Here is a 26,677-nt window from a genome sequence, read left to right as displayed (position 1 = left end):
CACTGCTCTTGCTTTCAAGTGCCACTCTCCTGCAGACTGTCGAGCAAGCGAAAGCGAGAGCAGTGCTCACGTAAGCGAGCACTGCTCCCCAATCTTGTCTGGCTCAAGCAGCCCTGGGGGCCCCATGTCCACGCACACACACGTCCAGAAGCCCGGCTGGCTCACCGTCAACGTCTTCAACCGCACCGTTGCCTGGCTGACCCGTCGCGGCCTCAGTGTCTGGGGCTCCCGCGTCCTGGCCGTGCGCGGTCGTAAGAGCGGCCAGTGGCGGACCACCCCGGTCAACCTGCTGACCGTCGACGGACAGCAGTACCTGATCGCCCCTCGCGGCCACGTCCAGTGGACCCACAACATGCGCGCGGCGGGCGGCGGCGAACTGCGCCTCGGCAAGCACGTGGACGTGTTCGCGGCCACGGAGGTCGCCGACGACGACAAGCCGCCGCTCCTGCGCGCCTACCTCAAGCGCTGGAAGGCGGAGGTCGGGATCTTCTTCAACGGCGTGGGCCCCGGCTCGTCGGACACGGAGCTGCGCCGCATCGCGCCCGACCACCCGGTCTTCCGGATCGAGTTCAGGAACTGACCCCGTCGCCCGCGGTGCCCGTGGTACCCCGCGTGCCCGCCGCATCCGCGCTGTCCGGGCTCTCCGAAGCGCCTGCGGCGCCCGCCGCTCCCGTCCCACCCGTGGGCCGGCGGTCGATCGCCGCCAGCGCCCGCTGTGCCAGCGGGTGGCCGCGGACCAGCTCACCCAGCGACGTCGCGCCCTGCGTGATGTCCTTGAACGCCTTCCACGCGGGGCGGAAACCGGTCAGGGCCGCATGGAAGAGGCCCGGCCGGCGCTCGAACACCGCCAGCATCCGCTTGCCGACACTCATCTCGACGCCGAGTCCGGCCTTGATGGCGAAGGCGTAGTTCAGGGCCTGCCTGCGCGCGTCCACCGCGTCGTGCGCCTCGGAGATCCGCACCGCCCACTCGCCCGCGAGCCGTCCGGACCGCAGTGCGAAGGAGATCCCCTCGCGCGTCCACGGTTCCAGGAGCCCCGCCGCGTCCCCGCAGACCAGGACCCGGCCGCGGGACAGCGGCGAGTCGTCGGCACGGCAGCGCGTCAGATGGCCGGAGGAGATGGTCGGTTCGAAACCGGCGAGGCCGAGCCGGCCGACGAAGTCCTCCAGGTATCGCTTGGTCGCCGCGCCCTCGCCGCGCGCCGAGATCACACCGACGGTGAGCGTGTCGCCCTTGGGGAAGACCCAGCCGTAACTGCCGGGCAGCGGCCCCCAGTCGATGAGGACCCGTCCCTTCCAGTCCTCGGCGACCGTCTGCGGTACCGGGATCTCCGCCTCCAGACCGAGGTCGACCTGGTCGAGCTTCACTCCGACGTGCGCCCCTATGCGGCTGGCGCTGCCGTCCGCGCCGACGACCGCGCGGGCCAGCACGGTCTCGCCGCCCTGCAGGACGACGGCGACCGTGCGCCGGTCCGGCACCGCCGACCCGTGCTGCTCCACCCGTGTCACCGTCGCCCCGGTGCGCAGTTCGGCACCCGCCTTCTGCGCGTGCTCGACGAGCTGCTGGTCGAACTCGGGCCGGTTGATCAGCCCGAACAGCATCTGCCGGGAGCGCCGGGTCCGGGTGAACCGCCCGTTGTTCGAGAACGTCACCGCGTGCACGCGGTCCCGGAAGGGCAGCTCGAAGCCGGGCGGGAGGGTGTCGCGCGAGGGGCCGATGATGCCGCCGCCGCACGTTTTGTAGCGGGGCAGTTCCGCCTTCTCCAGCAACAGCACGCGCCGCCCCGCGACCGCCGCCGCATAGGCGGCCGAGGCCCCCGCGGGTCCCGCGCCCACCACGACCACGTCCCAGACCTGACGCGCGTCGTCCGCCGAAGAGTTCTCGCTGCTCACGATGGTCTACCGCTCCCAACAAACCGCATGCCGCACCTGACCCCCGCATCCTACGGCGGCCATCGCCGCAGGCCACTGTGGGAGGATCGGCCTGCCAATCCCGGTACTCACCGGTACAACGTCGCACCCACAAGGAGCGTGCCCATGTCGTCGAATCCGGTCGCCGAGACCGTCTCCTCCCTGATGCCCAGGGCGAAGGAGGAACTCACCGCACTGGTGGCCTTCAAATCGGTGGCGGACTTCGACCAGTTCCCGCGCAGCGAGAGCGTGGGCGCCGCCAACTGGATCGCGGCGGCGCTGCGCGCCGAGGGCTTCCAGGACGTGGACCTGCTCGACACGCCGGACGGCACGCAATCGGTGTACGGGTACCTCCCCGGGCCCGAGGGCGCCAGGACCGTGCTGCTCTACGCCCATTACGACGTGCAGCCGCCGCTGGACGAGGCCGGCTGGGCCACCCCGCCGTTCGAGCTGACCGAGCGGGACGGCCGCTGGTACGGGCGCGGCGCCGCCGACTGCAAGGGCGGCGTGCTCATGCACCTGCTCGCGCTGCGCGCGCTGAAGGCGAACGGCGGCGTGCCGGTGCACGTCAAGGTGATCGCCGAAGGTTCGGAGGAGCAGGGCACGGGCGGTCTGGAGCGGTACGCCGAGCAGCACCCCGAACTGCTGGCCGCCGACACCATCGTCATCGGCGACGCGGGCAACTTCCGGGTCGGTCTGCCGACGGTCACCTCGACGCTGCGCGGCATGACCCTCGTCCGTGTCCGGGTCGACACGCTCGAAGGCAACCTGCACTCCGGCCAGTTCGGCGGCGCGGCGCCCGACGCGCTGGCCGCCCTGATCCGCGTACTGGACTCGCTGCGCGCCGAGGACGGTTCGACGACCGTCGACGGACTGGCCGCGGACAGCGAGTGGGAGGGTCTGGCGTACGAGGAGGAGCAGTTCCGCCGGGACGCCCGGGTGCTGGACGGCGTGGAGCTGATCGGGTCCGGGTCGATCGCCGACCGGATCTGGGCGCGGCCGGCCGTCACGGTGCTCGGCATCGACTGCCCGCCGGTCGTCGGCGCCACCCCGTCGGTGCAGGCGGGTGCCCGCGCGCTGGTGAGCCTGCGGGTGCCGCCGGGCGTGGACGCCGCCGAGGCGACCAAGCTGCTCCAGGCCCACCTGGAGGCGCGTACGCCGTGGGGCGCCCGGGTCTCCGTCGAGCAGATCGGCCAGGGCCAGGCGTTCCGCGCCGACACCACCAGCCCGGCGTACCAGGCCATGGCGGACGCGATGGCGGTGGCGTACCCGGGGCAGGAGATGCAGTACGCCGGTCAGGGCGGCTCCATCCCGCTGTGCAACACCCTGGCGGCGCTCTACCCGCAGGCGGAGATCCTGCTGATCGGCCTGAGCGAGCCGGAGGCCCAGATCCACGCCGTGAACGAGAGCGTCTCCCCCGAGGAGCTGGAGCGGCTTTCGGTCGCGGAGGCGCTGTTCCTGCGCAACTACGCGGCGAGCTGAGCCCGGCCGACCCGGGTTCTGCCGTCGGCAGAGGGGCCTCGCCACCGGGCGGGGCCCTGCCTACGGTCGTGCCATGGACGTGATCGAGCTCCTCCCCCGCCTCCACCTCCTGCGTTTCCCGGTCGGCCAGGCCTACCTGTGGCGCGACGGGGACGACCTGACGCTGATCGACGCCGGACCGGCCGGGTCCGGGGCGCGCATCGCCGCGCTGGCGGGCGCCGCCGGACGCGTACGGCGTGTCGTCCTCACCCACTTCCACGAGGACCATGTGGGTGGGGCGGGCGAGGTCGCCGCGCTCACGGGGGCGGAGGTGGTGGCCCACACCCTGGAGGCGCCGGTGGTGCGGGGCGAAGTCCAGGGGCCGCCGCCCGTGTTCGAGGAGTGGGAGCGCCCTCTGCACGCCGACGCCGTCCGGCGGCTTCCGCAGGGCGGCTTCGACCGGCCGGCCCGGGTGACCGAGGTGTCCGACGGCGACGTCCTCGACTTCGGCGGCGGGGCGCGCGTCGTCCACGTCCCCGGCCACACGGACGGCAGCATCGCGCTCCACCTCCCCCGGCACGGCGTGCTGTTCACGGGGGACGCCGTTGCCGCGTCACCGGCCGACGGCAGTGTGATGCTCGGCGTGTTCAACGTCGAACGGGACCGGGCCGTCGATTCCTTCCGGCGGCTGGCGGACCTCGACGCGGAGGTGGCCTGTTTCGGGCACGGAGATCCCGTGACCGGCGGGGCGGCCCAGGCGCTGCGGGTATCGGTGCGCGCCTGCGGAGCGGTCGGCTGAGGTCAGCCGACCGGGGTGCCCGCCTCCAGGTACAGGGCCCTCCCTCGTTCCCGGGCCCGCAGGGCCCAGCGCAGCCGCTCGTAGCGGACCGGGGGCAGCAGTCCGGCGGCCTCGTCCTCGGTGACGAAGCGCCAGCCGCGCAGTTCGGGGCCGGGCAGCAGGACCCGGCCGGCGTCCGCGGAGTCGAGCCGGCCGCCGTCGAAGAGCAGGCGCAGACCGCCGTAGCCGGGGGGCACTGGGCGTTCCCAGTCGACGACCAGCAGGGCGGGTACGTCGTCGAGGTGGATGCCGGTCTCCTCGGCGACCTCGCGCATCCCCGCCCGGGCGGGCGCCTCGCCGGGTTCGACGACGCCGCCGGGGAACTCCCAGCCGGGCTTGTAGGTGGGGTCGACGAGCAGGAAGCGGTCCTGTTCGTCGAAGAGCAGGACGCCGGCCGCCAGGGTCTCGGCGGTGGGTTCGGGCGTCTGCACGATGTCGCAGGCGGGCACGGAGCCGGTACCCACGGCTTCGGCGATTCGGGCGGCGGCCTCGCAGGGCGTGAGGGCGCCGGTGTCGACCGGATGGGCGTCGGCGGTCAGCCAGGAGGCGAGGGCGGCCCGGTACGGCTTGATGTGGTCGTACGACCACTGCCGCACGCGTATCTGGCCGTCGGGCAGCCCCTCCGGTATCTCACGGCCCGCCATCCGCTCGCGCAGGATCGTTTCAGCCGGGGCTAGGAGGATGTGCCGGACCGCGATCCGGCGGGCGGCGAGACCACCGAAGATCTCATCCCGGTACTCCTGGCGCAACAGCGTCATGGGGACCACGAGGGTTCCGCCGAGCTCGGCGAGCATCGCGGCCGCCGTGTCGATGACCAGGCGGCGCCAGATCGGCAGGTCCTGGAAGTCGCCGACCTCAGCGAGGCGTTTGGGCGGCAACAGGTGCGCGAGCGCTCCGCCGATGACCTCGGGGTCGAAGAGTGTGCAGTTCGGGATCAGATCGATCAGTTCCCGTGCGGTGGTGGTCTTCCCCGCACCGAACGCGCCGTTGATCCAGACGACGGTCACAGGTCCCCCTCTTCCGTTGGCCCCCTGAGGCTTGCCCGCTTCACCCTGCCACGGAAACCAGGCGCAGTTGAGGGCGTACGACAGCGGCGCCGGCGCCCCTGGAGGGGGCACCGGCGCCGTGTGGTCCGGGTGGTTGCTCGCCGGCGGCGTACGTCAGCCCGACTGCCCGCGGGCGTCGTCGTCCGGGGCCGGGCTGTCGGGGGCGACCGTGTCCTCGATGGTGCCGATGGTGCCCTCCATGCCGAGGCCGAGCGGGAGTTCGCCCGGAGCGGCGTGGGAGGGCGTGACGGCCGCGACGACGAAACCGGTGGCCAGGGTCGCGAGGGCGAGCATGCTGCGCTTCTTCATGCCTGGTTCAACTGCGTAACCGGGTGGTGGTCACGGCCGGCCGTTCATGCGGCGTCCCCGGGTGCCGGATCACCATCACCCGGGCAGGCCCGTGATCGCCCGGCAGGGCCGCGGCGGACCCGACGCGCCTCCCGGGCGACCGGCCGGCCGATCGTCCACGGCATCCGCGAGTGGGTGGGAACAGTCCCTGGCGATGGGGCGGGCGGTCTCGGGCGCCTGTGGCTGACCGCCGACGAGATCAGCGGCGACGGGGGCTCGACGCCGACCCGGACCACGCCCGACTGAGTGGAGGACCGGCTGACCTGCTGAAACGCCCGCAGGGTATCGCGGCCGCCGGGAACGTCCCGCGTGTGCTCAGACTCGCGCCGGGGCCGCGCCCGCCGTCCTCGTGAGCGCCGCCGCGGCCGCGCCGACCAGCCCCGCGTCGGTTCCCATCTGGGCGGGGACGACCGCCAGGCGCTGCACGAAGGACAGCGTCGCGTAGTCGGTCAGGGCCTTGCGCAGGGGGGCGAAGAGCACGTCGCCCGCCTTGCCGACTCCCCCTCCGACCACGGCGATGTCGATCTCGACGAGGGTCGCGGTGGCGGCGATGCCGGCGGCCAGTGCCTGCGCGGCCCGTTCGAACGACGCCACGGCGACGGGGTCGCCCAGGCGGGCGGCGGCGGCGACCGCGGCGGCGGACGTGTCACCGTCGGGGCCGGGTCGCCAGCCGGCGTCGAGGGCACGCCGAGCGATGTTGGGGCCGCTCGCTATGCGCTCCACGCAGCCGCGTGCGCCGCACGGGCACGGATCACCGTCCAGGTCCACGCTGATGTGGCCGATGTGCCCGGCGTTGCCGGTCGGGCCCGGGTGCAGCCGGCCGCCCAGGACCAGACCGCCGCCGACGCCCGTGGAGACCACCATGCACAGCGCGTTGTCGTGCCCGCGGGCGGCGCCCTGCCAGTGTTCGGCCGCTGTGATGGCCACGCCGTCGCCGATCAGCTCGACGGGCAGGTCCCCGGCGGCTTCGCGGACCCGCCGGACGAGCGGGTAGTCGCGCCAGCCGGGCACGTTCACCGGGCTGACCGTGCCGGCGGAGGCGTCCACCGGTCCGGCGCTGCCGATGCCGACGGCCGCGGCCCGCCCCCACAGCGGCGACGCGGTCAGCTCCCCGAGCACCGCCTCGACGGCCCGCATCACGGTGTCGCCGTCCTGCTGGGCGGGCGTCGCACGCTGTGCGCGCGCCTGGATGCGGCCGTGGCCGTCCACCAGCGCGCCGGCGATCTTGGTGCCGCCGATGTCCAGCGCTGCCACGAGGTCGGTGTGCATCAGAGTCGGATCTCCCCGTCGGACCGAATGAAGAATGACGAACCAAAGAACGCACAGTGAACCGGCCCCACGGTGGGGACGAGGACCGGAGAGTGCGATGAACAGTGTCTCCCGCATCTGACAACGTTGTCCAGGCTCTATGCTCGACGCCACATCCTCATACAAACCCATGACCGACACATCCCCCGTGGACAACAGGAGCCGACGCAATCCCGTGGACGACAGGACAGGACACCGCATCGTGCCCGACACGACCCGCCGCGCAGCCCACCTTCCCGGGAACCGTTACGGCAATCGCCCGACCATGAAGGACGTCGCCGCCCGGGCCGGGGTCGGTCTCAAGACCGTCTCCCGGGTGGTCAACGGGGAGCCGGGCGTCACTCCGGAGACCGAACGCCGCGTCCAGGAGGCCATCGACGCGCTCGGATTCCGCCGCAACGACAGTGCGCGCGTGCTCCGCAAGGGCCGTACCGCCAGCATCGGCCTGGTCCTGGAGGACCTGGCCGACCCCTTCTACGGGCCGCTCAGCCGTGCCGTGGAGGAGGTGGCCCGCGCTCACGGGGCCCTGCTGATCAACGGGTCCAGCGCGGAGGACCCGGACCGGGAGCAGGAGCTGGTGCTGGCGCTGTGCGCGCGCCGCGTGGACGGGCTGGTGGTGATCCCCGCGGGGGACGACCACCGGTACCTGGAGCCCGAACTGAAGGCGGGCGTCGCCACGGTGTTCGTGGACCGTCCTGCGGGGAAGATCGACGCGGACGTGGTGGTGTCCGACAACTTCGGCGGCGCCCGCGACGGCGTGGCCCACCTCATCGCGCACGGGCACCGCAGGATCGGCTTCATCGGCGACATGCCCCGCATCCACACCGCCGCCGAGCGGCTGCGCGGCTACCGGGCCGCCATGGAGGACGCGGGCATACCGGTGAAGGACTCCTGGATGTCCCTGGGCGTCACCGACCCCGTGCGAGTGCGCCGGGCCGCCGAGGAGATGCTCGCCGACCCGCACCCGGTCACCGCGATCTTCACCGGCAACAACCGGGTGACGGTCACCGTGATCCGCGTGCTCGCCGAGCATGCCCGCAGCGTCGCGCTCGTCGGCTTCGACGACATCGAACTGGCCGACCTGCTCCAGCCGGGCGTCACCGTGGTCGCCCAGGACGCGGCGGCCCTCGGCCGCACCGCCGCCGAGCGGCTCTTCCGGCAGCTGGACGGCACGCTGCTCGCACCCGACCGCATCGAACTGCCGACCAGGCTGGTCACCCGCGGCTCGGGCGAGCTGCCACCGGCACAGTGAGCGGCCCGTTGCGCACGAGGCCGCGGGGCCTCGCGAGGGCGGCTGTGCCCGGACCGGACGGCCCCGCGCGGGTACGGGAGGAACCGCCTCGGCGCACCACGAGGCGGAACACCTCCCCGCACAGGACGGAGCGCCGCCTCGCCGCACGGGGCGGACCGGCTTCCGGCCGTTGACGGAGGGCGCCGGCCGGACACCACCGCGGCCGCCGGGAGGGAATCACACTGTGTCGAAGCCGTTCGGCGAGGACCGGGCGACTGCCCGGCCACCGGAAAGCGACCGCGCGCCGGCGCAACCGTCCAGCGAGGACCGGACGTTACGCGCGCTCGGGCTGGCCGGGGTACCGCGTGAGGAGCCGCTGCTGTATCCGGGGGCATGGCCGCGGGAGTCCGGGCTGCTGGACGGGGACCGGCTGCTGCCGCTGGACGGGCCGGTTCACGAGGACCGCGTCGAGCGGGTCCCCGTGATCGCGATCGGCTCCAACGCCGCCCCGGGCCAGCTGCGGCACAAGATGGCCGAGTTCGGGATCGACTCGCCCATCCCGATGATCAAGGCGCGGGTCACCGGGATCGACATCGGCGTCTCCGCCCACGTGAGCCGCATGGGCTACGTGTCCGCCTCGCCGGTGGGCGCCCCGGGCTTCGTACGGGAGCTGTTCGTCCTGTGGCTCGACGCCGAGCAGCTCGCCGTGATCGACGCGAGCGAGGGGGTGCCGATGGCGTCCGGCAACTTCGACCGCGCCTGGCTCTGCGGGCCCGACGTACGCGTCGAGCAGGCGGAAGGGGACGGCACCACGGTGCTGCGCGGCGCGTACGCCTACGTCAACCGCCACGGCGTGCTGCACGACGGCACCGGAGCAGCGCCGCGCCGGCACCCCGGCGACCAACGCGTACTGATCACCGAGCTGCTGCGGGGGTCGGCCCGGCTGCGGGAGCTGTTCGGGGCGACGCCCGAGGAGTTCTGCGCGCGGGCGCGAGCCGACCGGCGGCTGTGCGAGCGGGGGACGCGGTTGTTCGCCGAGGAGGAGCGGGTGACGGCGTCCGGCCTGGAGCGGTACGTGCGCTCGGGCCGGACGGGCGAACCACTCCCTGGGACCCGGCCGCCGCCTACTGCGCCGATGCCGTGAGGTCACCGCGCCGCGGGGACGAGAAGCCCTCCAGGTCGGCCCGGGTCAGCCCGGTCAGCCGCGCGACCTCGCCGATGTCGAGGGCGCCGCAGTCCAGGCCGCGCAGCAGATAGCCGCTCAGGGCCTTGGCGGTGGCGGGCTCGTCCATGACGTCGCCGCCGGTGCGGTTGGCGTAGCGGGCGAGGCGGGCGGCGGCCTGTTCGAAGCCCTCGCGGTAGAAGGCGAAGACGGCCGCGTACCGGGTCGGGATGTGGCCGGGGTGCATGTCCCAGCCCTGGTAGTAGGCGCGGGCCAGCGCACGGCGGGTGAGGCCGAAGTGCAGGCGCCAGGCGTCGTGGACCTTCTCGGTGGGGCCGACCGGCAGGACGTTGGTGGAACCGTCCGAGACGCGTACGCCGGTGCCCGCGGCGGCGACCTGCATGACCGCCTTGGCGTGGTCGGCGGCCGGGTGGTCGCTGGCCTGGTAGGCCGCGGAGACGCCGAGGCAGGCGCTGTAGTCGAAGGTGCCGTAGTGGAGGCCGGTGGCGCGGCCCTCGGCGGCCTGGATCATGCGGGCGACGGCGGCGGTGCCGTCGGCGGCCAGGATGGACTGGCTGGTCTCGATCTGGATCTCGAAGCCGATGCGGCCGGGCTCCAGGCCGCGGGCCTTCTCGAAGGCCTCCAGGAGCCGCACCATGGCGGTGACCTGTTCGGGGTAGGTCACCTTCGGCAGGGTGAGGACCAGCCCGTCGGGCAGTCCGCCGGCCTCCATCAGGCTGCTGAGGAAGACGTCGAGCGTGCGGATGCCCCGGGCCCGCACCGGGGCCTCCATGCACTTCATGCGGATGCCCATGTACGGGGCCGCCGTGCCCTGGTCGTACGCCTCGGCGATCAGCCGGGCCGCGCGGGCGGCGGCCTCGTCCTCCTCGGCGTCCGTGCGGTTGCCGTAGCCGTCCTCGAAGTCGACGCGGAGGTCTTCGATCGGCTCGCGCTCCAGCTTGGCGCGTACGCGGCTGTACACCGGCTCGGCGAGGTCGTCGGTGAGGCCGAGGACGGCGGCGAAGGACGCGGCGTCGGGGGCGTGTTCGTCGAGGGCGGCGAGGGCCTTGTCGCCCCAGGAGCGGATCGTGTCGGCGGCGAAGACGTCACCGGGGACGTAGACGGTGTGGACGGGCTGGCGGGTGCCCGGGTCTCCGGGGTAGCGGCGCTCCAGCTCCGCGTCGACCGGTGCGAGGGAGGCGCTGATCTCCTCGCCGACGGCGCCCGCGAGACTCGTCGCCACCTTCTCCTGCTGACCCATCCCATACCCTCCTGTTTTCCGCTGAACGGAATCAATAATCCGTAGAGCGAAGTTATCTGTCGGTCCGTCGCCGGTCAACACCATCCTGCGCAGACGCCGAGGCCCCCACGACCAGGACGGTCGCGGGGGCCTCGGCCGGAGTCCGGAACTCCGGAGGGGATGCTCAGCCCTTGCGGGTCTTCACTTCCTCGGTCAGCTGCGGGACGACGTCGAAGAGGTCGCCGACGACGCCGTAGTCGACCAGCTCGAAGATCGGGGCCTCGGCGTCCTTGTTGACCGCCACGATCGTCTTCGAGGTCTGCATGCCGGCGCGGTGCTGGATCGCGCCCGAGATGCCGGAGGCGATGTACAGCTGCGGCGAGACCGACTTGCCGGTCTGGCCGACCTGGTTGGTGTGCGGGTACCAGCCGGCGTCCACCGCGGCACGCGAGGCGCCGACGGCCGCACCGAGCGAGTCCGCAAGGGCCTCGATGATCGCGAAGTTCTCCGCGCCGTTGACGCCGCGGCCGCCGGAGACGACGATCGCGGCCTCGGTCAGCTCCGGACGGCCGGTCGACTCGCGCGGCGTGCGCGCGGTGACCTTGGTGCCGGTCGCGGCGGCGGAGAAGGACACCGAGAGTGCCTCGACCGCACCCGCGGCCGGGGCCGGCTCGACGGCGGCGCTGTTGGGCTTGACCGTGATGACCGGGGTGCCCTTGGAGACCCGGGACTTGGTGGTGAAGGCGGCGGCGAACACCGACTGGGTGGCCACCGGACCCTCGTCGCCGGCCTCCAGGTCGACGGCGTCGGTGATGATGCCGGAGCCCAGGCGCAGCGCCAGGCGGGCGGCGATCTCCTTGCCCTCGGTGGAGGACGGGACCAGCACGGCGGCCGGGGACACCGCCGCGGCCGCGGCCTGCAGGGCGTCCACCTTCGGCACGACGAGGTAGTCGGCGTACTCGGCGGCCTCGTGGGTCAGCACCTTCACCGCGCCGTGCTCGGCGAGCGTGGCGGCGGTGTCGGCGGCGCCGTTGCCCAGGGCCACGGCGACGGGCTCGCCGATGCGGCGGGCGAGGGTCAGCAGCTCCAGGGTGGGCTTGCGGACGGCACCGTCCACGTGGTCGACGTAGACGAGAACTTCAGCCATGGGACTTCTTCTCTCCTGCTTGCGAGATGTGAGGGGCGGTCGGCGAATCCGGGGCTCAGATGAACTTCTGGCCCGCGAGGAACTCGGCGAGCTGCTTGCCGCCCTCGCCCTCGTCCTTGACGATCGTGCCCGCGGAGCGCGCGGGGCGCTCGGCGGCCGACTCGACGACCGTGTAGGCGTTCTCGAGACCGACCTCGTCCTCGTCGATGTCGAGGTCGGACAGGTCCCAGGACTGAACCGGCTTCTTCTTGGCCGCCATGATGCCCTTGAAGGACGGGTAACGCGCCTCGCCCGACTGGTCGGTGACCGACACGACGGCCGGCAGCGACGCCTGAAGCTGCTCCGTGGCGGAGTCGCCGTCGCGGCGGCCCTTCACGGTGCCGTCCTCGACCGAGACCTCGGACAGCAGCGTCACCTGCGGCACGCCCAGGCGCTCCGCGAGCAGCGCCGGCACGACGCCCATGGTGCCGTCGGTGGAGGCCATGCCGGAGATGACCAGGTCGTAGCCGGCCTTCTCGACGGCCTTGGCCAGGACCAGGGAGGTGCCGATGGCGTCGGTGCCGTGCAGGTCGTCGTCCTCGACGTGGATCGCCTTGTCCGCGCCCATGGACAGCGCCTTGCGCAGCGCGTCCTTGGCGTCCTCGGGGCCCACCGTCAGGACGGTGATCTCCACGTCGTCGCCTGCTTCTTGGCGTGCTTCCGAGATCTGCAGCGCCTGCTCGACCGCGTACTCGTCCAACTCGGAGAGCAGACCGTCCACGTCGTCCCGGTCGACGGTCAGGTCATCGGCGAAGTGCCGGTCGCCAGTGGCGTCGGGCACGTACTTCACAGTGACAACGATCCTCAAGCTCACGCCGGCTCTCCTACTGCGTCGACATTTCAGTGCTGCCTCTTGCAGGCAGCATAGGCGCCCCAAGCGGCCGATCCCGGGCGGGGCGACCTGCGCTCCACGCCGGAATATTACTCGTCAGTACACCCAGTTCTTTCCCGCTAAGCAAGCGCTTTGAACTGTGACCTTCGCAACGCAGCGTAACCGGAACCCGACGGCTCCGCAGAAGCGGTCCCGGTGACCGGTCAGTCGCGCAGTCCGTTGTAACGCCCCTGGTGGTACAGCAGAGGACGGCCGGCGCCCGCGGAGTCGCCGCAAAGAACCTCCGCCAGCACGATGCGGTGGTCCCCCGCGGGCACGCGGCCGGCGATCCGGCACACGAGCCAGGCGAGGACGCCGTCCAGCACGGGCACACCCTCGGGGCCGTCGCGCCACGCGGTGGGCGCGGCGAAGCGGTCGGCGCCGCTGCGGGCGAAGGTGGACGCGAGGTCCTGCTGGTGCTCACCGAGCAGGTGGACGCCGACGTACTCGGCCGCGGACACCGTGGGCCAGCTGGAGGAACCGGCGCCGATACCGAAGGAGAGCAGCGGCGGCTCGGCGGAGACGGAGGCGAGGGACGTCGCCGTGAAACCGACCGGGCCCGCGTCACCGCGCGCGGTGATCACGGCGACCCCCGCGGCGTGCCGCCGGAAGACGGACCGCAGCAGGTCGGAGGTGGCGTGCCGCGGCGCGGCGAGGTCGGGTGTGGCCGTCATTCGGAATGTCCTTCTGCGTTGCGCCTCGGCCCGGGGAGAGGGGAGCGAAGGCATAGGGGCAGGCTGACGACGGGTGGCACACATAGTCAAATACGTCCCGGTACATGGAAGCTGTGGAGAACGCCTCACCGGTGGCGTGGCGGTTCTCACACCGCCTCGCCCAGTGCGGCGATCACGTCCGCGGTGCGCGGCTGCCCGACGGCGCGCCGCACGACGCGGCCATCGGCGTCGAGCACCAGCACCGTCGGGGTCTTGAGCACGTCGAGGGCCCTGACCAGGTCGAGGCGGGCCTCGGCGTCGATCTCGACATGGGCGACGCCGGGAACCATGCCGGCCACCTCCCCGAGGACCCGCCGGGTGGCCCGGCAGGGAGCACAGAAGGCGCTGGAGAACTGCACCAGCGTGGCGCGGACGCCGAGTCGCGCGCCGAGGTCGGCCGCGTCGAGCCGCGAACCGGACGCGCCGAGCCGCCTGTCTTCACCCTGCCCGCGCACCCGCGCGCCTCCGTTCCGCCGCCTGAGCGGCATGCATGAGCACGCGTCGCCCGCGCGCCACCGGCCCGGACCGGACCGCTCGACACTCGGTCCGGTCCAGTCCCATCGTCCCCACGTGCAGCGTTCGCAGGGCTGCCGAGATTCCCGGCTCACCATCGCGTTTCGGCCACGACACGGCCAGCGACGTGATGAGGATCTCGCCGCGGGCGGGCACCAAGGCTGGTACACGGGCCGTTCTTGGGGCACGATCTGCGACAAGCCGCAAACCTACGGCTGCGTAACTTTCGACTGGGAGCCCCCTTCCCAGGCTGACAAGGAAGGGTCCGACCCGCCCATGGCAGAACTCGCCTACCGCCCGGCCATCGGTCTCGCCCGCACCCTGTTCAAGGTGTGGGACCTCAAGATCGACTGCCAGGGTTCGGAGAACATCCCGCGCTCGGGCGGCGCCGTGCTGGTGAGCAATCACATCAGCTACCTGGACTTCATCTTCGACGGCCTGGCGGCGCTGCCCCAGAAGCGGCTGGTGCGCTTCATGGCGAAGGAGTCGGTCTTCCGGCACCGGGTCTCCGGTCCGCTGATGCGCAACATGAAGCACATCCCGGTGGACCGCAAGCAGGGCGAGGCGGCGTACGCGCACGCCTTGGACTCGCTGCGGTCCGGTGAGATCGTCGGGGTCTTCCCCGAGGCGACGATCTCCGAGTCGTTCACGCTCAAGAGCTTCAAGTCGGGCGCCGCGCGCCTGGCGCAGGAGGCGGGCGTTCCGCTGATCCCGATGGCGGTGTGGGGCACACAGCGACTGTGGACCAAGGGGCACCCCCGCAACTTCAAGCGCAGCCACATCCCGGTCACGATCCGGGTCGGCGAGGCGATGGAGGCATCCCGCGAGCAGTACGCGGGTGCCATCACCCGCCGGCTGCGCGAGCGCGTGCAGGAGCTGCTGGAGGCCGCGCAGCGCGCCTATCCGGTACGCCCCAAGGGCGCGGACGACACCTGGTGGATGCCGGCCCATCTCGGCGGCACCGCCCCGACGCAGGAGCAGCTGCGCACGGCCGAGGCGCGCTGACCCGGCCCGGGGCGGCTCCTCCTAGGACGGCAGCGCGGGCGGCAGCGTCGCCCACAGGTGGGTCCGGTCGATGGCCGCCTTCAGGACATCGAGCACGACCGGGGGCGGTGCGGCGTACAGGTCCGGGTAGTCCGCCTCGCCGGCCGCGGTGTCCGGCGTGAAGGCCAGTTGTTCCCGGTCCAGGGAGAACCGGGCTTCCACGCCGGGCTTGTTGCCGCGCGGGTCCTGACGGTGCCAGGCGCCGTTGAACCGTACGGCGACCAGCCCGTGCACCACGTCGAACCGCTGGTAGCACAGAGCGGTCGGGATGTCCTCGGCCCGCAGCAGCGCGGCGAGCGCGTGCGCCTTCGCGTAGCAGATGCCGGTGCGCTGCTCCAGGACGTCGGATGCCCGCCAGGTGACACGGGGGTCACCGGAGTCCTGCGAGTGCGGGATGGTGTCGCGCACGAACTCGAAGGCGAGCCGCGCATAGGCATACGAGTCCTCCGCCTCGTTGGCGAGCCGCCCGGCCACCTCCCGAACCCGCGGGTGGTCGTGGTCGATGGCCTCGTCGGCGGCCAAATAGGCGGACAGGTCAGGGGTCTTCTGGATCAGCTCCATGCCTGCAGAGCATAGGAACGCGATCACCCGTCAGTCAATGACTTTTCAGATGACCGCATACCTATGCATAACTCGGAGCATCCCCCTAGCGCGCCGTCTCCTCCTTGAGCGCGGCCACGAACGCGTCGACGTCGTCCTCGGTCGTGTCGAAGGCGCACATCCAGCGCACGTCACCGGCGGCCTCGTCCCAGAAATAGAAGCGGAACCGCTTCTGCAGGCGTTCGCTCACCTCGTGGGGCAGGCGGGCGAAGACCGCGTTGGCCTGCACCGGGTAGAGGATCTCCACGCCGTGCACGGCACGCACGCCCTCGGCGAGGCGCTGGGCCATCTCGTTGCCGTGCCGGGCGTTGCGCAGCCACAGGTCCCTGGCGAGCAGTGCCTCCAACTGCACCGAGACGAAACGCATCTTCGAGGCGAGCTGCATCGACAGCTTGCGCAGGTGCTTCATATGGCGCACGGCGTCCTGGTTCAGGACCACGACCGCCTCGCCGAACAGGGCGCCGTTCTTGGTGCCGCCGAGCGAGAGGAGGTCGACGCCGACCGCGTTGGTGAACGTCCGCATCGGGACGTCCAGCGAGGCGGCGGCGTTGGCTATCCGGGAGCCGTCCAGGTGCACCTTCATGCCGTGCGCGTGGGCGTGCTCGCAGATGGCGCGGATCTCGTCGGGCGTGTAGAGCGTGCCCAGCTCGGTGCTCTGGGTGATCGACACGACCTGCGGCATCGCACGGTGCTCGTCGTCCCAGCCGTACGCCTGCCGGTCGATCAGGTCGGGCGTGAGCTTGCCGTCGGGGGTGGGGACGGTGAGCAGCTTCAGGCCGCCCATGCGCTCGGGGGCGCCGCCTTCGTCGACGTTGATGTGCGCGCTCTCGGCGCAGATCACCGCGCCCCAGCGGTCGGTGACCGCCTGGAGCGCGACGACGTTGGCGCCGGTGCCGTTGAAGACCGGGAACGCCTCGGCGCCTGAGCCGAAGTGGCTGCGGATCACCCGCTGGAGGTTCTCGGTGTACTCGTCCTCGCCGTACGCGACCTGGTGCCCGCCGTTGGCCAGGGCCAGGGCGGCGAGCACCTCGGGGTGCGCGCCGGCGTAGTTGTCACTGGCGAAACCGCGGACCTCGGGGTCGTGGTGGCGACGCGCGTCGGTCTTCGGGGGGTTCACGGCTTCTCGGTCAGCCACAGACGGTTTCCGTTCACTTCCGCGGCGGGCTTCTCCCAGACTCCGGCGACGGCCTCGGCCAGGTCACGCACGTCCGTGAAGCCCGCGAACTTCGCGTTGGGGCGCTCGGCGCGCATCGCGTCGTGCACCAACGCCTTGACCACCAGGATCGCAGCCGCTGACGTCGGTCCCTGCTCGCCCCCCGCCTTGCGGAAGTAGTCCGCCATGGCCAGCGTCCAGGCCTCGGAGGCGGCCTTGGCGGCCGAGTAGGCGGCGTTGCCCGCGGTGGGCTTGGACGCACCCGCCGCGCTGACCAGGACGTAGCGGCCGCGGTCGCTGCGCTGGAGCGCCTCGTGGAAGGCGAGCGAGGTGTGCTGGACGGTGCGGATCAGCAGCTTCTCCAGCAGGTCCCAGTCACCGAGGTCGGTCTTGGTGAAGGTCTGGCTGCCGCGCCAGCCGCCGACGAGGTGGACCAGGCCGTCGACCCGTCCGAAGTCCTTCTCGATGCGGTCGGCCCAGGCACGGGTGGTGTCGAGGTCGAGCAGATCGACCTTTTCGCCGGTGACCGTGGCGCCGCCGTGCGCGTAGCGCGCCGCGTCGACCGCCTCGGCCAGCCGCTCCGGGTCGTTGTCCGAGCCGACGACCGTCGCACCCGCCTCGGCGAGCCGCAGCAGCGCGGCCCGCCCTGCGGGCCCGCCCGCTCCGGCCACCGCGATCACCGCGCCGTCGAGCGCCCCGTTCCCCATGGTCCTCGCCTCCCGAACGTGTTGCCGTGCCTGTTCCTGCCCGCCGGTGCCGTCGCTCACGCGGCGGCCCGCTCGGCGCCGTCCCTGGTGATGCCCCGGGTCGACGCGATGACGTTCTTGAGCTTCTTGGACAGGGCCTCGTAGAACATGCTCAGCGGAAACTCGTCCGCAAGCACGTCATCGACGAGTTTGCGCGGCGGCAGGGTCAGGTCCAGGGCGTCGGGGCCCTTGGCCCACTTCGAGCCCGGGTGCGGGGCGAGGTAGGTGGAGACCAGCTCGTACCCGGCGAACCAGTGGACGATCTTCGGGCGGTCGATGCCGTCGCGGTACAGCGTCTCGATCTCGGCGCAGAGCCGGGTGGTGACCTGCGGGGCGCGCTGCCAGTCGATGAAGAGCTTGTTGTCGGTCCAGCGGACGACGTCGTGCTTGTGCAGGTAGGCGAAGAGGAGCTGTCCGCCCAGACCGTCGTAGTTGCGCACGCGCTCGCCGGTGACCGGGAAGCGGAACATGCGGTCGAAGAGGACCGCGTACTGCACGTCGCGGGCCTGCGGGACGCCGTCAGCCTCCAGCTTCACGGCCTCCTTGAAGGCGGTGAGGTCGCAGCGCAGCTCCTCCAGGCCGTACATCCAGAACGGCTGGCGCTGCTTGATCATGAACGGGTCGAAGGGCAGGTCGCCGTGGCTGTGGGTGCGGTCGTGGACCATGTCCCACAGGACGAAGGCCTCCTCGCAGCGCTTCTGGTCGTGGACCATGGCGGCGACGTCCTCGGGCAGTTCCAGGCCCAGGATGCCGACGGCGGCCTCGGTGACACGGCGGAAGCGGGCGGCCTCGCGGTCGCAGAAGATGCCGCCCCAGGAGAAGCGCTCGGGCGCCTCGCGCACGGCGATGGTCTCCGGGAAGAGGACGGCCGAGTTGGTGTCGTAGCCGGCCGTGAAGTCCTCGAAGGTGATGCCGCAGAACAGCGGGTTGTCGTAGCGGGTGCGCTCCAGCTCGGCCAGCCAGTCGGGCCAGACCATGCGCAGCACGACCGCTTCGAGGTTGCGGTCGGGGTTGCCGTTCTGCGTGTACATCGGGAAGACGACCAGGTGCTGGAGGCCGTCCGCGCGGTTCGCGGCGGGCTGGAAGGCCAGCAGCGAGTCGAGGAAGTCGGGCACCTGGAAGCCGTCGTCGGCCCAGCGGCCGAGGTCCGTCACCAGTGCCTCGTGGTAGGCGTGGTCGTGCGGCAGCAGCGGGGACAGCTCCTCGACGGCACCGGCGACGCGGCGTACGGCGTCCTCGGCGACGGCCCGCTCCGGGGCGCCCTCGGCGTCGAAGTCGATCGACCCGTCCTTGGACTGCCATGGCCGGATCTGCTCCACGGCATCCTTGAGCACGGGCCACGCCGGGTGCTCCACCACCCTGCTCGCCGGAGGAATGTTCTCCTCCGCACCCACCTGCACAAGAATTTCCGTCATGTCCCATCCTCCACGGGAGAAGCTTGCGTCAGGACACCGTATGCATATGGGGTTTCTCCCAGCAAGGGGAGGCCCCGTAAATTATCCTGCCTCACCCCATCCCTCACCGCATTTTTTCCTGCGGGATGCCGGACTCCGTATACCAGGCGCGGCAGAGGGGAAACGGTCCCGCAGGGCCGTTAGGCTGCGCCCTGCCATCGCCGCCGTCGACGGAAGCGAGTCGAGCCTTGAACTTCCTCACCATCGGTCACCGCGGAGTGATGGGTGTCGAACCCGAGAACACCCTGCGTTCCTTCGTCGCCGCCGAGCAGGCCGGCCTCGACGTCGTCGAACTGGACCTGCACCTGAGCAAGGACGGCGCGCTCGTCGTCATGCACGACGCGGCCGTGGACCGCACCACCGACGGCACGGGCGCGATCGCCGAGCAGACCCTCGACGAGCTGCGCGCGCTGGACGCGGGCCGCGGCGAGCGGGTCCCGGTCTTCGAGGAGGTGCTGGACGCCGTGTCCGTGCCGTTGCAGGCCGAGATCAAGGACGCGGCCGCCGCCCGGGCGCTCGCCGAGGTGATGCGCCGGCGGGACCTGGTGGACCGGGTGGAGGTGATCTCCTTCCACGACGAGGCCATCGTCGAGATCGCCGGGCTGGTGCCGGGGGTGCGGACCGCACTCGTCGCGCAGTACTACGGCCCCGAGGTCGTGGACCGTGCCGTCGAGGCCGGGGCCAAGACCCTGTGCCTGGACATCAACCGGATCACCCTGGAGATCGTGGAGCGGGCCCGCAAGGCGGGCCTGCGGGTCTTCTCCTGGACGGTGAACACCCAGGACCATCTGCGGCTGGTGCGCGCCCTGGGCCTGGACGGCGCGACGACCGACTACCCGGAGATCAAACGCACCGGCCGCTTCACCGCGTGAACGCCACGGCGGGTCCACGTCAGGTCAGCGGCTTGACCAGCAGCTCGAACTGAAGGTCGTCGCGCTGCGGAATGCCGAAGCGCTCGTCGCCGTACGGGAACGGGGTCATCTCTCCCGTACGGCGGTAGCCACGGCGCTCGTACCAGGCGATGAGGTCCTCGCGTACGGAGATCACGGTCATGTGCATCTCCGTCACGCCCCACGCCTCGCGGGCCCGCCGCTCCGCCTCCGCGATGATCGTCTTGCCGAGGCCCCCGCCTTGGAGCGCCGGACTGACCGCGAACATCCCGAAGTAGGCGTGCGCCCCGCGGTGCTCCAGCTGGCAGCAGGCCACGATCCCGCCGTCCCGCTCGACCGTCAGCAGGCGGCTGTCCGGTGCCTTGACGACCTCCAGCACGCCCTGCGGGTCCGTGCGCCGGCCGTGGAGGATGTCCGCCTCGGTGGTCCACCCGGCCCGGCTGGACTCCCCGCGGTACGCGGACTCGATGAGCGCGACGATCCCGTCCACGTCGGCGTCGGTGGCGTCGCGGTAGGTCAGTGGGCTGGCGGCGGTGTCCATGTGGGGCGTCTCCGGTTCGTTCTCGACGGTTCGCTGCCGGCGGTTCGCTGCCGGCGGTTCTTTCCCGGGCGCGGCGCGGGCACCGATGAGGGTAACGCTGCCAGTAGTCTCGGGGCGCATGGTGCATGTACTCAGCAGCCGGATCCTGCTCCGCCCCACCGACCCCGACCGCTCCCGCGCCTTCTACGGCGAGCAGCTGGGCCTCGCCGTCCACCGGGAGTTCGGTACCGGCCCCGAGCGGGGCACCGTCTACTTCCTCGGCGGCGGATTCCTGGAGGTCTCCGGCCGCTCCGAAGCGCCGCTCTCCCCCGCGCTGCGGCTGTGGCTCCAGGTGGAGGACGCGGCGGCGGCCCACGACGAACTGCGCGCGAAGGGCGTCGCGATCGTCCGGCCGCCGGTCCAGGAGCCGTGGGGACTGGTGGAGATGTGGATCGCGGACCCGGACGGCACCCGGATCGTGCTGGTGGAAGTGCCCGCCGACCATCCGCTGCGGTACCGGCCCGGGATCTGAGCCCCAGGACGGTACGTGCCGGATGGCCGCGTTCCGGAGGCGGCCTTAGCGTGCTCGTGGGGGACGGACGGTCTGCGGCTCTGCGGAAGGACGCCCCACACGATGAGACTTCACGAACCGGTGACCGGCGGGCCCTGCTGGGCCGAGCTGGGGACCAGTGATCTGGCAGCGGCCAAGCGGTTCTACACCAAGCTGTTCGGCTGGCGTCCCGAGACGGACTCCCGGCAGCAGGCGGGCGGCTACACGATCGCCCGCCTCGGCGACGCGGCGGTCGCCGGCCTGGCCCCGCTGTACCAGCAGGCGCAGCCAGTCGCGTGGAACGTGTCGTTCGCCGTGCGCGACGCGGACGCCGCCGTCCGGCAGGTGACGGCGGCAGGCGGGGCGGTCCCGCAGGGCCCCACGGACGTCTTCGACTCGGGCCGGTTCGTGGTGGCCGCCGATCCGACCGGTGCGGTGTTCCAGCTGTGGCAGGGACGCTCGTTCCCGGGGGCCGGACTGTTCAACGCCCCCGGCTCGCTGGGCTGGGTCGAGCTGCTGACCCGGGAGCCCGACCGGGCCGCCGACTTCTACACCACGGTGTTCGGCTGGAGCGTCACCGCCTCGGACCGCTACCCGCAGTGGGGGATCGACGGGGCGGACTTCGGCGGCATGGTGACGATGGACGACAAGTTCCCGCACGAAGTACCGGCGCACTGGCTGCCGTACTTCGCGGTGGCGGACGTGAACACCGCCGCGGTCGACACGACCGACGGTGGCGGCACCGTGCTCATGGAACCCACCTCGCCTCCCGACGGACCACGCATCGCGGTGCTGCGGGATCCGCAGGGCGCGATGTTCGGGGTGTACCGGGCGGACGACGAGCGCTGAGCCTCGGGCACCGCCCGGCCGGGCCGCGGCTTCGAACACGGCGCCGCGAAGGAGACCGGCGCCCGGATCCTGGACGCCGGGGCGGGCTGTGACGCGCCGTGCTCTGAGCCACTGGACCGCGCCGGCCGGTCAGATCCGCAGCGCGCCCAGGCGGCCCTCCAGCCGGCCCAGCAGTGCCCCGAGGAGCGCCGCCAGCTCGCTCTGCTCGGGGCCGTCGACGCCGGACAGGACGGCGGACTCGTAGGCGAGCTGTTCGGGCAGGATGCGGTCGACGAGGTCGCGTCCGGCGTCCGTGAGGCGGACGTGGGCGACCCGGCGGTCGCGGGTGTCGCCGCGCCGCTCCACCAGGCCTCGCTCGGTGAGCTGCTTGAGGCGCTTGGTGACGGCGGCGCCGGAGGAGAAGGTCTCGCGGGCCAGGTCGCCGGGGGTCAGCTCGTGGCCGGTGCGGCGCAGCGCGCCGAGCAGGTCGAACTCGGAGCGGCTGAGGCCGGCCCGGCGCAGCGGGGCGTCCTCGGCCTGCTGGAGGAGGGCCGCACAGCGGTTGATACGGCCGATGATCTCCATCGGGCCGGTGTCCAGGTCGGGGTGGACGGCCCGCCACTGCCTCACGACCGCGGCGACGGTGTCACCGCCCGGTCCGCCTCTCCCGTCGCCCTCGGTCGCCGAGCCCCCGTCGGTTGCGGTCATGGCCGTACGTCCTCCGTTCTCGTGCCCGTGTCCCGGTCCGGACGCGCTGCCTGGCGTCGCACCGTTGCGGCGAGCGTACGGTGTCCGGACTGCTCGGCGAGCACGACCCTCTCCTGGGGCAGGGCGCGCCCCCGCCATTCGCCGGCCGCCGCGTCGACGGTGGCCCGCAGGTCGGTCAGTGCGGCGGCCAGACCCCGGCGGGCGGCCTCCAGGGCACCGGGGGCGGGGGCTGACTCCGCCAGGAGGCGGGCGGCACGTTCGCGGGCGCGGTCGGCCGCGGTCACCGCTTGTTCGACGCGGTTCCCGGCGCGCCGGTTGGTGACGGCGACAGCGGCCAGGAAGCCGACCAGGGCGCCGACGAGGGTGTCCACCACCCGCTCGGTGATCAGCTCGCCGGGTGCCTGATAGCCGGCGAACTCGGTGATGAGCAGCGCCATCGGGGTCACGCAGACGCTGCCGAGCCAGTAGTTGCGGGTGATGAGCGCCTCGGCGCCGAAGTTGAGGGCGAGGCAGAGCAGGACGAGGAGGGCCTGCCCGAGGTGGGCGAGCGGGGCGATGACGGCGAACAGCAGCACCCCCGCGATGTTGCCGACGACGCGCTGGACGGCACGGCTCCAGGTCAGCGCCATGTTGGCCTGGTAAAGGGCGGCGGCGGTGACCAGCGCCCAGTAGGGGCGGCCGATGCCGAGGGCGAGGGAGGCGTAGCCGGCCAGGGCGCAGCCGAGGGCGGTGCGGGCGGCGATCGGGGCCAGCGGGCCGAGCCGCTGCCACAGGGGCGCGGGGCGCGCGGCGAGTTCGGCGTCCACGCCGAGGAGTTCTTCGGTGGCCCCCGGGGTGGCGCCGGGGCGGGGGACGCGGCCGGTGCCGCGCAGGGCTCGGGCCCAGGCGCGCAGCCGCTCCGGGTCCGTGTCGGCGGGCGCGGCGAGCGCTACCTCGGCGCGGACGACGAGGTGTTCCAGGGCGTGCCGTGTGGTGGCGCGGGTGCCCGTCGCCGGGAGGGACAGCAGCGTCTGCCAGGCGGCCTGCACGGCGGCGTACCCGGCGGCGCGGGCGGCGGTGTGGCCGTCACCGGCGCCGCTGGTGTCGGCGTACGCCGCGGCGGCGTTCAGGGCCTGGGCGGTGGCCCGGCGTTCCGGGCCGTGCGGGCGGACCAGTGCGGGTGCCATGCCGACGAGCCAGGCCCAGGCGCCCGCGGCGGCGGCCAGTGCGAGGTGTCCGGGGATCTGGCCGAGGGTCTGCGGGACGAACAGGGCGGCGGAGCTGATGAAGGTCAGGACCACGTTGCCCGGCGGACCGACGCGGGTGGCGTCGCACAGCGCCTTCTGTACGGCGGCGAGGAGGGCACCGACGGTGACCAGGACGACGGCGTTCTGCGTCAGCGAGGCGGCGACCAGGGCGACGGCGACGCCGCCGAGCATGCCGACCACCACCCACGCCAGGGTGCGGGCCCGGGCGGCGTAGGGGCGGCTGTGGGCGTAGAGCGCGCACAGGGACCCGGCCATGGTGTACATCGCCAGGTCGAGCCGGCCGAGCGCCAGCAGGATCAGGTTGGGCGGGGCGACGGCCGCGACCGAACTCAGGGCGGGCTTGAACCAGATCTCGGAGGGCCGGCGCAGCCGCAGCACGCCGGTCAGGGACAGACGTCGGCCGAGTGAGGTGCCGGTGGTGGGGGTCGCACTGCTCATACGATTAACCTTAACAGGTGTTTTACCAGTAAATAACTCTCTCCGGTGTGACGCCGGTCCGGCCGCCCACCAGGCACGGTGCCTCCCGCGCTCCCCCAATGCCCCGCGTGTACACCCTTGCGCTCGCGTGCGCGCCGCACGGACCGGGCAGTCCTTGACCGACCGTCGAGCGTCTAGCGGGGAGGCACGTGTGCACGGACCGGCGCCGTCCGGCTGGCTGCTGGTCGCGCTCTGCGCGGCGACCGGCGCCTACTGCCTGCTGCGGATGCGCAGCAGCGTCGAGGAGCAGCGCCGCGCCGCGGGCGGCGAGGCCCTCATGGGTTTCGGCATGGCCGCCATGGCCGTGCCGACGGCGGTGTTCACCCCGCCCGGATGGACCTGGGCCGGCTACGCGGTGGTGTTCGGCGCCACCGGGCTGCACGCCCTGTGGGCCGCCCGGTCCGGGCGTCACCATCTGCACCATCTCGTCGGGGCCGGTGCCATGGTCTACATGGCGGTGGTGATGGCCGGCTCCCCCGCCCACGCCCACGCCCACGCCCACGGCACCTCTGGAATCCCCGCGCTGACCGGGGTACTGCTGCTCTACTTCACCGGATACGTGCTGCTGACCGGCGTACGCCTGATACCCGTCGCCGCCGTGGCCGGGGGCGGCCCGGGGGCCGGAGGCAGCCTTGCGGCCGGGTGGGGCGACCGCCCGGAGCTGGCGCGGGCCTGCCGGCTCTCCATGGGGATCGCGATGCTGGCCATGCTGCTGGCCATGTGACACGAGCGGTCACCACGATGGCGGCCATGGGCGCCGGACGGCCGCAGGGCGGCCATGGGACACGGGGCGGCCACGCGGTGGCGGCCGATCGGCACCCGGCGGCCGCGGTCACTTACCCGGCACACCGTGTACCCAACCGTTGTCTGCGTCACTTCGCGCGCCGGGCCGTACTGCCGCGAGCACGACGCTCATAGGCTGCCCCCATGACACTCCCCGCGGCACTGCTGCTGCTCGGCGCCCTGACCGCCGTGCTCGCCCCCAGGCTGCTCGCCCGGGCCGACTGGCCGGACCGGGAACCGGTGGTCGCCCTGTGGGTGTGGCAGTGCGTGGTGGCGGCCGTGCTCGTGTGCTGCGCGCTGTCGATGACGTTCAGCGCGGCGGCGGCCTGGCACGCGGTGGGCGGGCCCGTCTTCTCGACGGCGCCCGGCCCGGTGGTCGAGGCCTACGCGCTCGGCACGTCCGGTCTCTGGGCGGACACCACCGCCGTCACCCTGGCCTGCGGCGGACTGTGGAGTGCCGCGATGCTGGCCCGGGAAGTCGTGCGGGCCCGGACGAGGCGTCGGCGGCGCCGGGCCGAACTCCTGCTGCGCGCTCCGGCGCTGCCCGGTGAGGTGCCCGGCACGGAACCGCTCGTCGTCCTGGAGGGTGAGCGGCCCGACGCCTGGTGGCTGCCCGGCACTCCCCCGCAACTGGTCGTCACCACCGCCGCGTTGCGCCGCCTGCGGGGCCGGCAGCTGGACGCGGTCCTCGCCCACGAGAAGGGCCACGCGCAGGCGCGGCACGACTGGCTGCTGCACTGCTCGGCCGCACTGGCGGACGGGTTTCCGCAGGTCCCGGTGTTCGCCGCGTTCCGCGACGAGATGCACCGCCTGGTCGAACTCGCCGCAGACGACGTGGCCTCCCGCCGCTTCGGCCGGCTGACGACCGCGCTGGCGCTGGTCGAACTCAACGAGGACCGGGGCGTGTTCGGCCCCTGCCCGACCACGCAGGCCCACGTCCCGCAGCGGGTGCACCGGCTGCTCACCCCGCCGAACCGGCTGACGGCGGGGCGGCGGCTGCGGTTGACGGCGGCGGCAGCGCTGGTTCCGGTGGTGCCGGTACTGGTGGCTTTCGTGCCGGGGCTGCGGGCGCTCGGGTAGTCCCGCGCCGCTCTCCCGTCCCGGAAAACGCCCCGGGAATTGGCCCCGGACCCCCCGGTTCCGGGAGTATCGCAGCATGCAGACGCCGCCCGTCCACTCCCTGCCCTGCCCGACGCGGCCCCGCACCGCCCTCCACGCCACCTGGATCCTGGCCGTGTGCTCCGCGTTGCTCCTCACCCTGGTCGCCCTCGAGTGGCGCCCCTTGATCGGCCTGGACGACGACATCGCCGGCACGACGCACCGCTGGGCGGTCGACGAACCGGGCATCACGCACGCCATGCGGATCCTCACCGACTGGGTGTGGGACACGTGGACGATGCGACTGCTGTGCGCGGTGGTGGTGCTGTGGCTGTGGTTCCGTCGCGGGGACCGGTGGACGGCGGTGTGGCTGGGGATGACCTGCCTGCTGGGCAGTCTGGCGCAGCAGGCTCTGAAGGCGGCGGTGAACCGCGCCCGCCCGGTCTGGCCCGACCCGGTGGACTTGGCGCACTACGCGGCCTTCCCCTCCGGCCACGCCATGACCGCCACGTTCGTGTGCGGCCTCCTGGTCTGGCTCCTCCACCACTACGGCGCCGCCCGCCCCCTGCGCCTGACCGCCCTGACCGTGGCGGTGGTCTCCGTGGCCGGCGTCGGCGTGACGCGGGTCTGGCTCGGCGTCCACTGGGCCACGGACGTCGTCGGCGGCTGGCTCCTGGGCGTCCTGGTCGTAGCCCTGGCGGTACTGGTCCACCGGCGCCGGCACCCGTGACCACGCGGATGGACGGTGGCAC

28 protein-coding genes are annotated in these 26,677 nt (G+C 72.6%); 12 read left to right on the top strand and 16 right to left on the bottom strand.

Annotated elements, in window-relative coordinates; genetic code table 11:
- The first annotated feature begins 124 nt into the window (after positions 1 to 124).
- Positions 125 to 580, top strand: a complete 456-nt coding sequence (locus tag ACH4F2_RS11340) for a nitroreductase family deazaflavin-dependent oxidoreductase (RefSeq protein WP_398132461.1) — start codon at positions 125 to 127, stop codon at positions 578 to 580.
- Here ACH4F2_RS11340 and ACH4F2_RS11335 read toward each other — a convergent pair.
- Positions 570 to 1,892, bottom strand: a complete 1,323-nt coding sequence (locus ACH4F2_RS11335; RefSeq protein ID WP_398132460.1) for a geranylgeranyl reductase family protein — start codon at positions 1,890 to 1,892, stop codon at positions 570 to 572. The genes ACH4F2_RS11340 and ACH4F2_RS11335 overlap by 11 nt on opposite strands.
- A 144-nt stretch (positions 1,893 to 2,036) precedes the next feature.
- Between ACH4F2_RS11335 and ACH4F2_RS11330 the strand changes: the two genes are divergently transcribed.
- Both ACH4F2_RS11330 and ACH4F2_RS11325 read left to right on the top strand, forming a co-directional pair.
- On the top strand, positions 2,037 to 3,392 hold the full coding sequence (locus tag ACH4F2_RS11330; protein ID WP_398132459.1) for a dipeptidase: 1,356 nt from the start codon (positions 2,037 to 2,039) through the stop codon (positions 3,390 to 3,392).
- A 73-nt stretch (positions 3,393 to 3,465) separates the two neighbouring features.
- Complete coding sequence (locus tag ACH4F2_RS11325; protein ID WP_398132458.1) at positions 3,466 to 4,170, top strand: MBL fold metallo-hydrolase; 705 nt, start codon at positions 3,466 to 3,468, stop codon at positions 4,168 to 4,170.
- Between the two features lie 2 nt (positions 4,171 to 4,172).
- Here ACH4F2_RS11325 and ACH4F2_RS11320 read toward each other — a convergent pair whose 3' ends face one another.
- The 3 genes from ACH4F2_RS11320 to ACH4F2_RS11310 form a co-directional block, all read right to left on the bottom strand.
- Positions 4,173 to 5,216 (bottom strand): NUDIX domain-containing protein, encoded by a 1,044-nt coding sequence (locus ACH4F2_RS11320; protein ID WP_398132457.1) that lies wholly within the window; start codon positions 5,214 to 5,216, stop codon positions 4,173 to 4,175.
- A 153-nt stretch (positions 5,217 to 5,369) separates the two neighbouring features.
- Entirely contained in the window at positions 5,370 to 5,564 is a 195-nt protein-coding gene (locus tag ACH4F2_RS11315) for a hypothetical protein (protein ID WP_398132456.1), read from the bottom strand.
- Between the two features lie 354 nt (positions 5,565 to 5,918).
- Complete coding sequence (locus tag ACH4F2_RS11310; RefSeq protein WP_398132455.1) at positions 5,919 to 6,872, bottom strand: ROK family protein; 954 nt, start codon at positions 6,870 to 6,872, stop codon at positions 5,919 to 5,921.
- Positions 6,873 to 7,041: 169 nt separating this feature from the next.
- On the opposite strand from ACH4F2_RS11310, the gene ACH4F2_RS11305 reads away from it, so the two are divergent.
- Together ACH4F2_RS11305 and ACH4F2_RS11300 are read left to right on the top strand one after the other, a co-directional pair.
- Complete coding sequence (locus tag ACH4F2_RS11305; protein WP_398132454.1) at positions 7,042 to 8,163, top strand: LacI family DNA-binding transcriptional regulator; 1,122 nt, start codon at positions 7,042 to 7,044, stop codon at positions 8,161 to 8,163.
- 328 nt (positions 8,164 to 8,491) lie between these two features.
- A complete protein-coding gene (locus tag ACH4F2_RS11300) occupies positions 8,492 to 9,286 on the top strand; it encodes a hypothetical protein (protein WP_398132600.1) in 795 nt (264 codons plus the stop codon).
- Here the strand turns inward: ACH4F2_RS11300 and ACH4F2_RS11295 are convergent.
- The 5 genes from ACH4F2_RS11295 to ACH4F2_RS11275 form a co-directional block, all read right to left on the bottom strand.
- A complete protein-coding gene (locus tag ACH4F2_RS11295) occupies positions 9,267 to 10,565 on the bottom strand; it encodes a DUF6986 family protein (RefSeq protein WP_398132453.1) in 1,299 nt (432 codons plus the stop codon). The two genes, ACH4F2_RS11300 and ACH4F2_RS11295, sit on opposite strands and share 20 nt — an antisense overlap.
- 163 nt (positions 10,566 to 10,728) lie before the next feature.
- Complete coding sequence (locus ACH4F2_RS11290; protein WP_398132452.1) at positions 10,729 to 11,691, bottom strand: electron transfer flavoprotein subunit alpha/FixB family protein; 963 nt, start codon at positions 11,689 to 11,691, stop codon at positions 10,729 to 10,731.
- A 55-nt stretch (positions 11,692 to 11,746) separates the two neighbouring features.
- Positions 11,747 to 12,544 carry an electron transfer flavoprotein subunit beta/FixA family protein gene (locus tag ACH4F2_RS11285; RefSeq protein ID WP_398132451.1) on the bottom strand — a complete coding sequence of 266 codons (798 nt, stop codon included), beginning with the start codon at positions 12,542 to 12,544 and terminating at the stop codon, positions 11,747 to 11,749.
- A 221-nt stretch (positions 12,545 to 12,765) separates the two neighbouring features.
- Positions 12,766 to 13,275: a flavin reductase family protein gene (locus ACH4F2_RS11280; protein ID WP_398132450.1), complete on the bottom strand. Its 510-nt coding sequence runs from the start codon at positions 13,273 to 13,275 to the stop codon at positions 12,766 to 12,768.
- A gap of 146 nt (positions 13,276 to 13,421) precedes the next feature.
- Complete coding sequence (locus ACH4F2_RS11275; protein ID WP_398132449.1) at positions 13,422 to 13,802, bottom strand: thioredoxin family protein; 381 nt, start codon at positions 13,800 to 13,802, stop codon at positions 13,422 to 13,424.
- A gap of 301 nt (positions 13,803 to 14,103) precedes the next feature.
- On the opposite strand from ACH4F2_RS11275, the gene ACH4F2_RS11270 reads away from it, so the two are divergent.
- Positions 14,104 to 14,832 carry a lysophospholipid acyltransferase family protein gene (locus tag ACH4F2_RS11270; RefSeq protein WP_398132448.1) on the top strand — a complete coding sequence of 243 codons (729 nt, stop codon included), beginning with the start codon at positions 14,104 to 14,106 and terminating at the stop codon, positions 14,830 to 14,832.
- A gap of 21 nt (positions 14,833 to 14,853) precedes the next feature.
- On the opposite strand, the gene ACH4F2_RS11265 is transcribed toward ACH4F2_RS11270, so the two are convergent.
- The 4 genes from ACH4F2_RS11265 to ACH4F2_RS11250 form a co-directional block, all read right to left on the bottom strand.
- A complete protein-coding gene (locus ACH4F2_RS11265) occupies positions 14,854 to 15,432 on the bottom strand; it encodes a transglutaminase domain-containing protein (RefSeq protein WP_398132447.1) in 579 nt (192 codons plus the stop codon).
- A gap of 85 nt (positions 15,433 to 15,517) precedes the next feature.
- Complete coding sequence (locus ACH4F2_RS11260) at positions 15,518 to 16,588, bottom strand: threonine aldolase family protein (protein ID WP_398132446.1); 1,071 nt, start codon at positions 16,586 to 16,588, stop codon at positions 15,518 to 15,520.
- Positions 16,585 to 17,331, bottom strand: a complete 747-nt coding sequence (locus tag ACH4F2_RS11255) for an SDR family NAD(P)-dependent oxidoreductase (RefSeq protein ID WP_398132445.1) — start codon at positions 17,329 to 17,331, stop codon at positions 16,585 to 16,587. Before ACH4F2_RS11255 ends, ACH4F2_RS11260 begins: the two co-directional genes overlap by 4 nt.
- Before the next feature lie 56 nt (positions 17,332 to 17,387).
- Positions 17,388 to 18,785 (bottom strand): DUF6421 family protein, encoded by a 1,398-nt coding sequence (locus tag ACH4F2_RS11250; RefSeq protein WP_398132444.1) that lies wholly within the window; start codon positions 18,783 to 18,785, stop codon positions 17,388 to 17,390.
- A 227-nt stretch (positions 18,786 to 19,012) separates the two neighbouring features.
- Between ACH4F2_RS11250 and ACH4F2_RS11245 the strand changes: the two genes are divergently transcribed.
- The gene (locus ACH4F2_RS11245; RefSeq protein WP_398132443.1) at positions 19,013 to 19,696 is read left to right on the top strand and encodes a glycerophosphodiester phosphodiesterase; all 684 of its coding nucleotides are present in this window, start codon (positions 19,013 to 19,015) and stop codon (positions 19,694 to 19,696) included.
- A 19-nt stretch (positions 19,697 to 19,715) separates the two neighbouring features.
- Here the strand turns inward: ACH4F2_RS11245 and ACH4F2_RS11240 are convergent, their stop codons facing one another.
- Positions 19,716 to 20,255 carry a GNAT family N-acetyltransferase gene (locus tag ACH4F2_RS11240; protein ID WP_398132442.1) on the bottom strand — a complete coding sequence of 180 codons (540 nt, stop codon included), beginning with the start codon at positions 20,253 to 20,255 and terminating at the stop codon, positions 19,716 to 19,718.
- Positions 20,256 to 20,373: 118 nt separating this feature from the next.
- On the opposite strand from ACH4F2_RS11240, the gene ACH4F2_RS11235 reads away from it, so the two are divergent.
- Both ACH4F2_RS11235 and ACH4F2_RS11230 read left to right on the top strand, forming a co-directional pair.
- Entirely contained in the window at positions 20,374 to 20,766 is a 393-nt protein-coding gene (locus ACH4F2_RS11235; protein ID WP_398132441.1) for a VOC family protein, read from the top strand.
- 102 nt (positions 20,767 to 20,868) lie between these two features.
- A complete protein-coding gene (locus ACH4F2_RS11230; protein ID WP_398132440.1) occupies positions 20,869 to 21,633 on the top strand; it encodes a VOC family protein in 765 nt (254 codons plus the stop codon).
- 129 nt (positions 21,634 to 21,762) lie between these two features.
- On the opposite strand, the gene ACH4F2_RS11225 is transcribed toward ACH4F2_RS11230, so the two are convergent.
- Both ACH4F2_RS11225 and ACH4F2_RS11220 read right to left on the bottom strand, forming a co-directional pair.
- Positions 21,763 to 22,320 carry a MarR family winged helix-turn-helix transcriptional regulator gene (locus tag ACH4F2_RS11225; RefSeq protein WP_398132439.1) on the bottom strand — a complete coding sequence of 186 codons (558 nt, stop codon included), beginning with the start codon at positions 22,318 to 22,320 and terminating at the stop codon, positions 21,763 to 21,765.
- On the bottom strand, positions 22,317 to 24,005 hold the full coding sequence (locus ACH4F2_RS11220; protein ID WP_398132438.1) for an FUSC family protein: 1,689 nt from the start codon (positions 24,003 to 24,005) through the stop codon (positions 22,317 to 22,319). Before ACH4F2_RS11220 ends, ACH4F2_RS11225 begins: the two co-directional genes overlap by 4 nt.
- Positions 24,006 to 24,195: 190 nt before the next feature.
- On the opposite strand from ACH4F2_RS11220, the gene ACH4F2_RS11215 reads away from it, so the two are divergent.
- The 3 genes from ACH4F2_RS11215 (at position 24,196) to ACH4F2_RS11205 (ending at position 26,655) form a co-directional block, all read left to right on the top strand.
- A complete protein-coding gene (locus ACH4F2_RS11215) occupies positions 24,196 to 24,768 on the top strand; it encodes a DUF5134 domain-containing protein (RefSeq protein WP_398132437.1) in 573 nt (190 codons plus the stop codon).
- 203 nt (positions 24,769 to 24,971) lie between these two features.
- Positions 24,972 to 25,907: a M56 family metallopeptidase gene (locus tag ACH4F2_RS11210; protein WP_398132436.1), complete on the top strand. Its 936-nt coding sequence runs from the start codon at positions 24,972 to 24,974 to the stop codon at positions 25,905 to 25,907.
- A 76-nt stretch (positions 25,908 to 25,983) separates the two neighbouring features.
- On the top strand, positions 25,984 to 26,655 hold the full coding sequence (locus tag ACH4F2_RS11205; protein WP_398132435.1) for a phosphatase PAP2 family protein: 672 nt from the start codon (positions 25,984 to 25,986) through the stop codon (positions 26,653 to 26,655).
- The last annotated feature ends 22 nt before the right edge of the window (positions 26,656 to 26,677 follow it).

Source organism: Streptomyces sp. NPDC017890, from assembly GCF_044328675.1.
Taxonomy (GTDB): domain Bacteria; phylum Actinomycetota; class Actinomycetes; order Streptomycetales; family Streptomycetaceae; genus Streptomyces.
Note: the sequence above shows the minus strand (reverse complement) of the source record. Positions and strands in the feature narration are given on the sequence as shown.

Excerpts from the sequence above, each read along its gene's own strand:
- ACH4F2_RS11340 (WP_398132461.1), top strand. The coding sequence starts at position 125 with ATGTCCACGCACACACACGTCCAGAAGCCCGGCTGGCTCACCGTCAAC.
- ACH4F2_RS11330 (WP_398132459.1), top strand. The coding sequence starts at position 2,037 with ATGTCGTCGAATCCGGTCGCCGAGACCGTCTCCTCCCTGATGCCCAGG.
- ACH4F2_RS11325 (WP_398132458.1), top strand. The coding sequence starts at position 3,466 with ATGGACGTGATCGAGCTCCTCCCCCGCCTCCACCTCCTGCGTTTCCCG.
- ACH4F2_RS11315 (WP_398132456.1), bottom strand. The coding sequence starts at position 5,564 with ATGAAGAAGCGCAGCATGCTCGCCCTCGCGACCCTGGCCACCGGTTTC.
- ACH4F2_RS11310 (WP_398132455.1), bottom strand. The coding sequence starts at position 6,872 with ATGCACACCGACCTCGTGGCAGCGCTGGACATCGGCGGCACCAAGATC.
- ACH4F2_RS11305 (WP_398132454.1), top strand. The coding sequence starts at position 7,042 with ATGACCGACACATCCCCCGTGGACAACAGGAGCCGACGCAATCCCGTG.
- ACH4F2_RS11295 (WP_398132453.1), bottom strand. The coding sequence starts at position 10,565 with ATGGGTCAGCAGGAGAAGGTGGCGACGAGTCTCGCGGGCGCCGTCGGC.
- ACH4F2_RS11290 (WP_398132452.1), bottom strand. The coding sequence starts at position 11,691 with ATGGCTGAAGTTCTCGTCTACGTCGACCACGTGGACGGTGCCGTCCGC.
- ACH4F2_RS11280 (WP_398132450.1), bottom strand. The coding sequence starts at position 13,275 with ATGACGGCCACACCCGACCTCGCCGCGCCGCGGCACGCCACCTCCGAC.
- ACH4F2_RS11275 (WP_398132449.1), bottom strand. The coding sequence starts at position 13,802 with ATGCCGCTCAGGCGGCGGAACGGAGGCGCGCGGGTGCGCGGGCAGGGT.
- ACH4F2_RS11270 (WP_398132448.1), top strand. The coding sequence starts at position 14,104 with ATGGCAGAACTCGCCTACCGCCCGGCCATCGGTCTCGCCCGCACCCTG.
- ACH4F2_RS11265 (WP_398132447.1), bottom strand. The coding sequence starts at position 15,432 with ATGGAGCTGATCCAGAAGACCCCTGACCTGTCCGCCTATTTGGCCGCC.
- ACH4F2_RS11255 (WP_398132445.1), bottom strand. The coding sequence starts at position 17,331 with ATGGGGAACGGGGCGCTCGACGGCGCGGTGATCGCGGTGGCCGGAGCG.
- ACH4F2_RS11250 (WP_398132444.1), bottom strand. The coding sequence starts at position 18,785 with ATGACGGAAATTCTTGTGCAGGTGGGTGCGGAGGAGAACATTCCTCCG.
- ACH4F2_RS11240 (WP_398132442.1), bottom strand. The coding sequence starts at position 20,255 with ATGGACACCGCCGCCAGCCCACTGACCTACCGCGACGCCACCGACGCC.
- ACH4F2_RS11235 (WP_398132441.1), top strand. The coding sequence starts at position 20,374 with ATGGTGCATGTACTCAGCAGCCGGATCCTGCTCCGCCCCACCGACCCC.
- ACH4F2_RS11230 (WP_398132440.1), top strand. The coding sequence starts at position 20,869 with ATGAGACTTCACGAACCGGTGACCGGCGGGCCCTGCTGGGCCGAGCTG.
- ACH4F2_RS11225 (WP_398132439.1), bottom strand. The coding sequence starts at position 22,320 with ATGACCGCAACCGACGGGGGCTCGGCGACCGAGGGCGACGGGAGAGGC.
- ACH4F2_RS11220 (WP_398132438.1), bottom strand. The coding sequence starts at position 24,005 with ATGAGCAGTGCGACCCCCACCACCGGCACCTCACTCGGCCGACGTCTG.
- ACH4F2_RS11210 (WP_398132436.1), top strand. The coding sequence starts at position 24,972 with ATGACACTCCCCGCGGCACTGCTGCTGCTCGGCGCCCTGACCGCCGTG.
- ACH4F2_RS11205 (WP_398132435.1), top strand. The coding sequence starts at position 25,984 with ATGCAGACGCCGCCCGTCCACTCCCTGCCCTGCCCGACGCGGCCCCGC.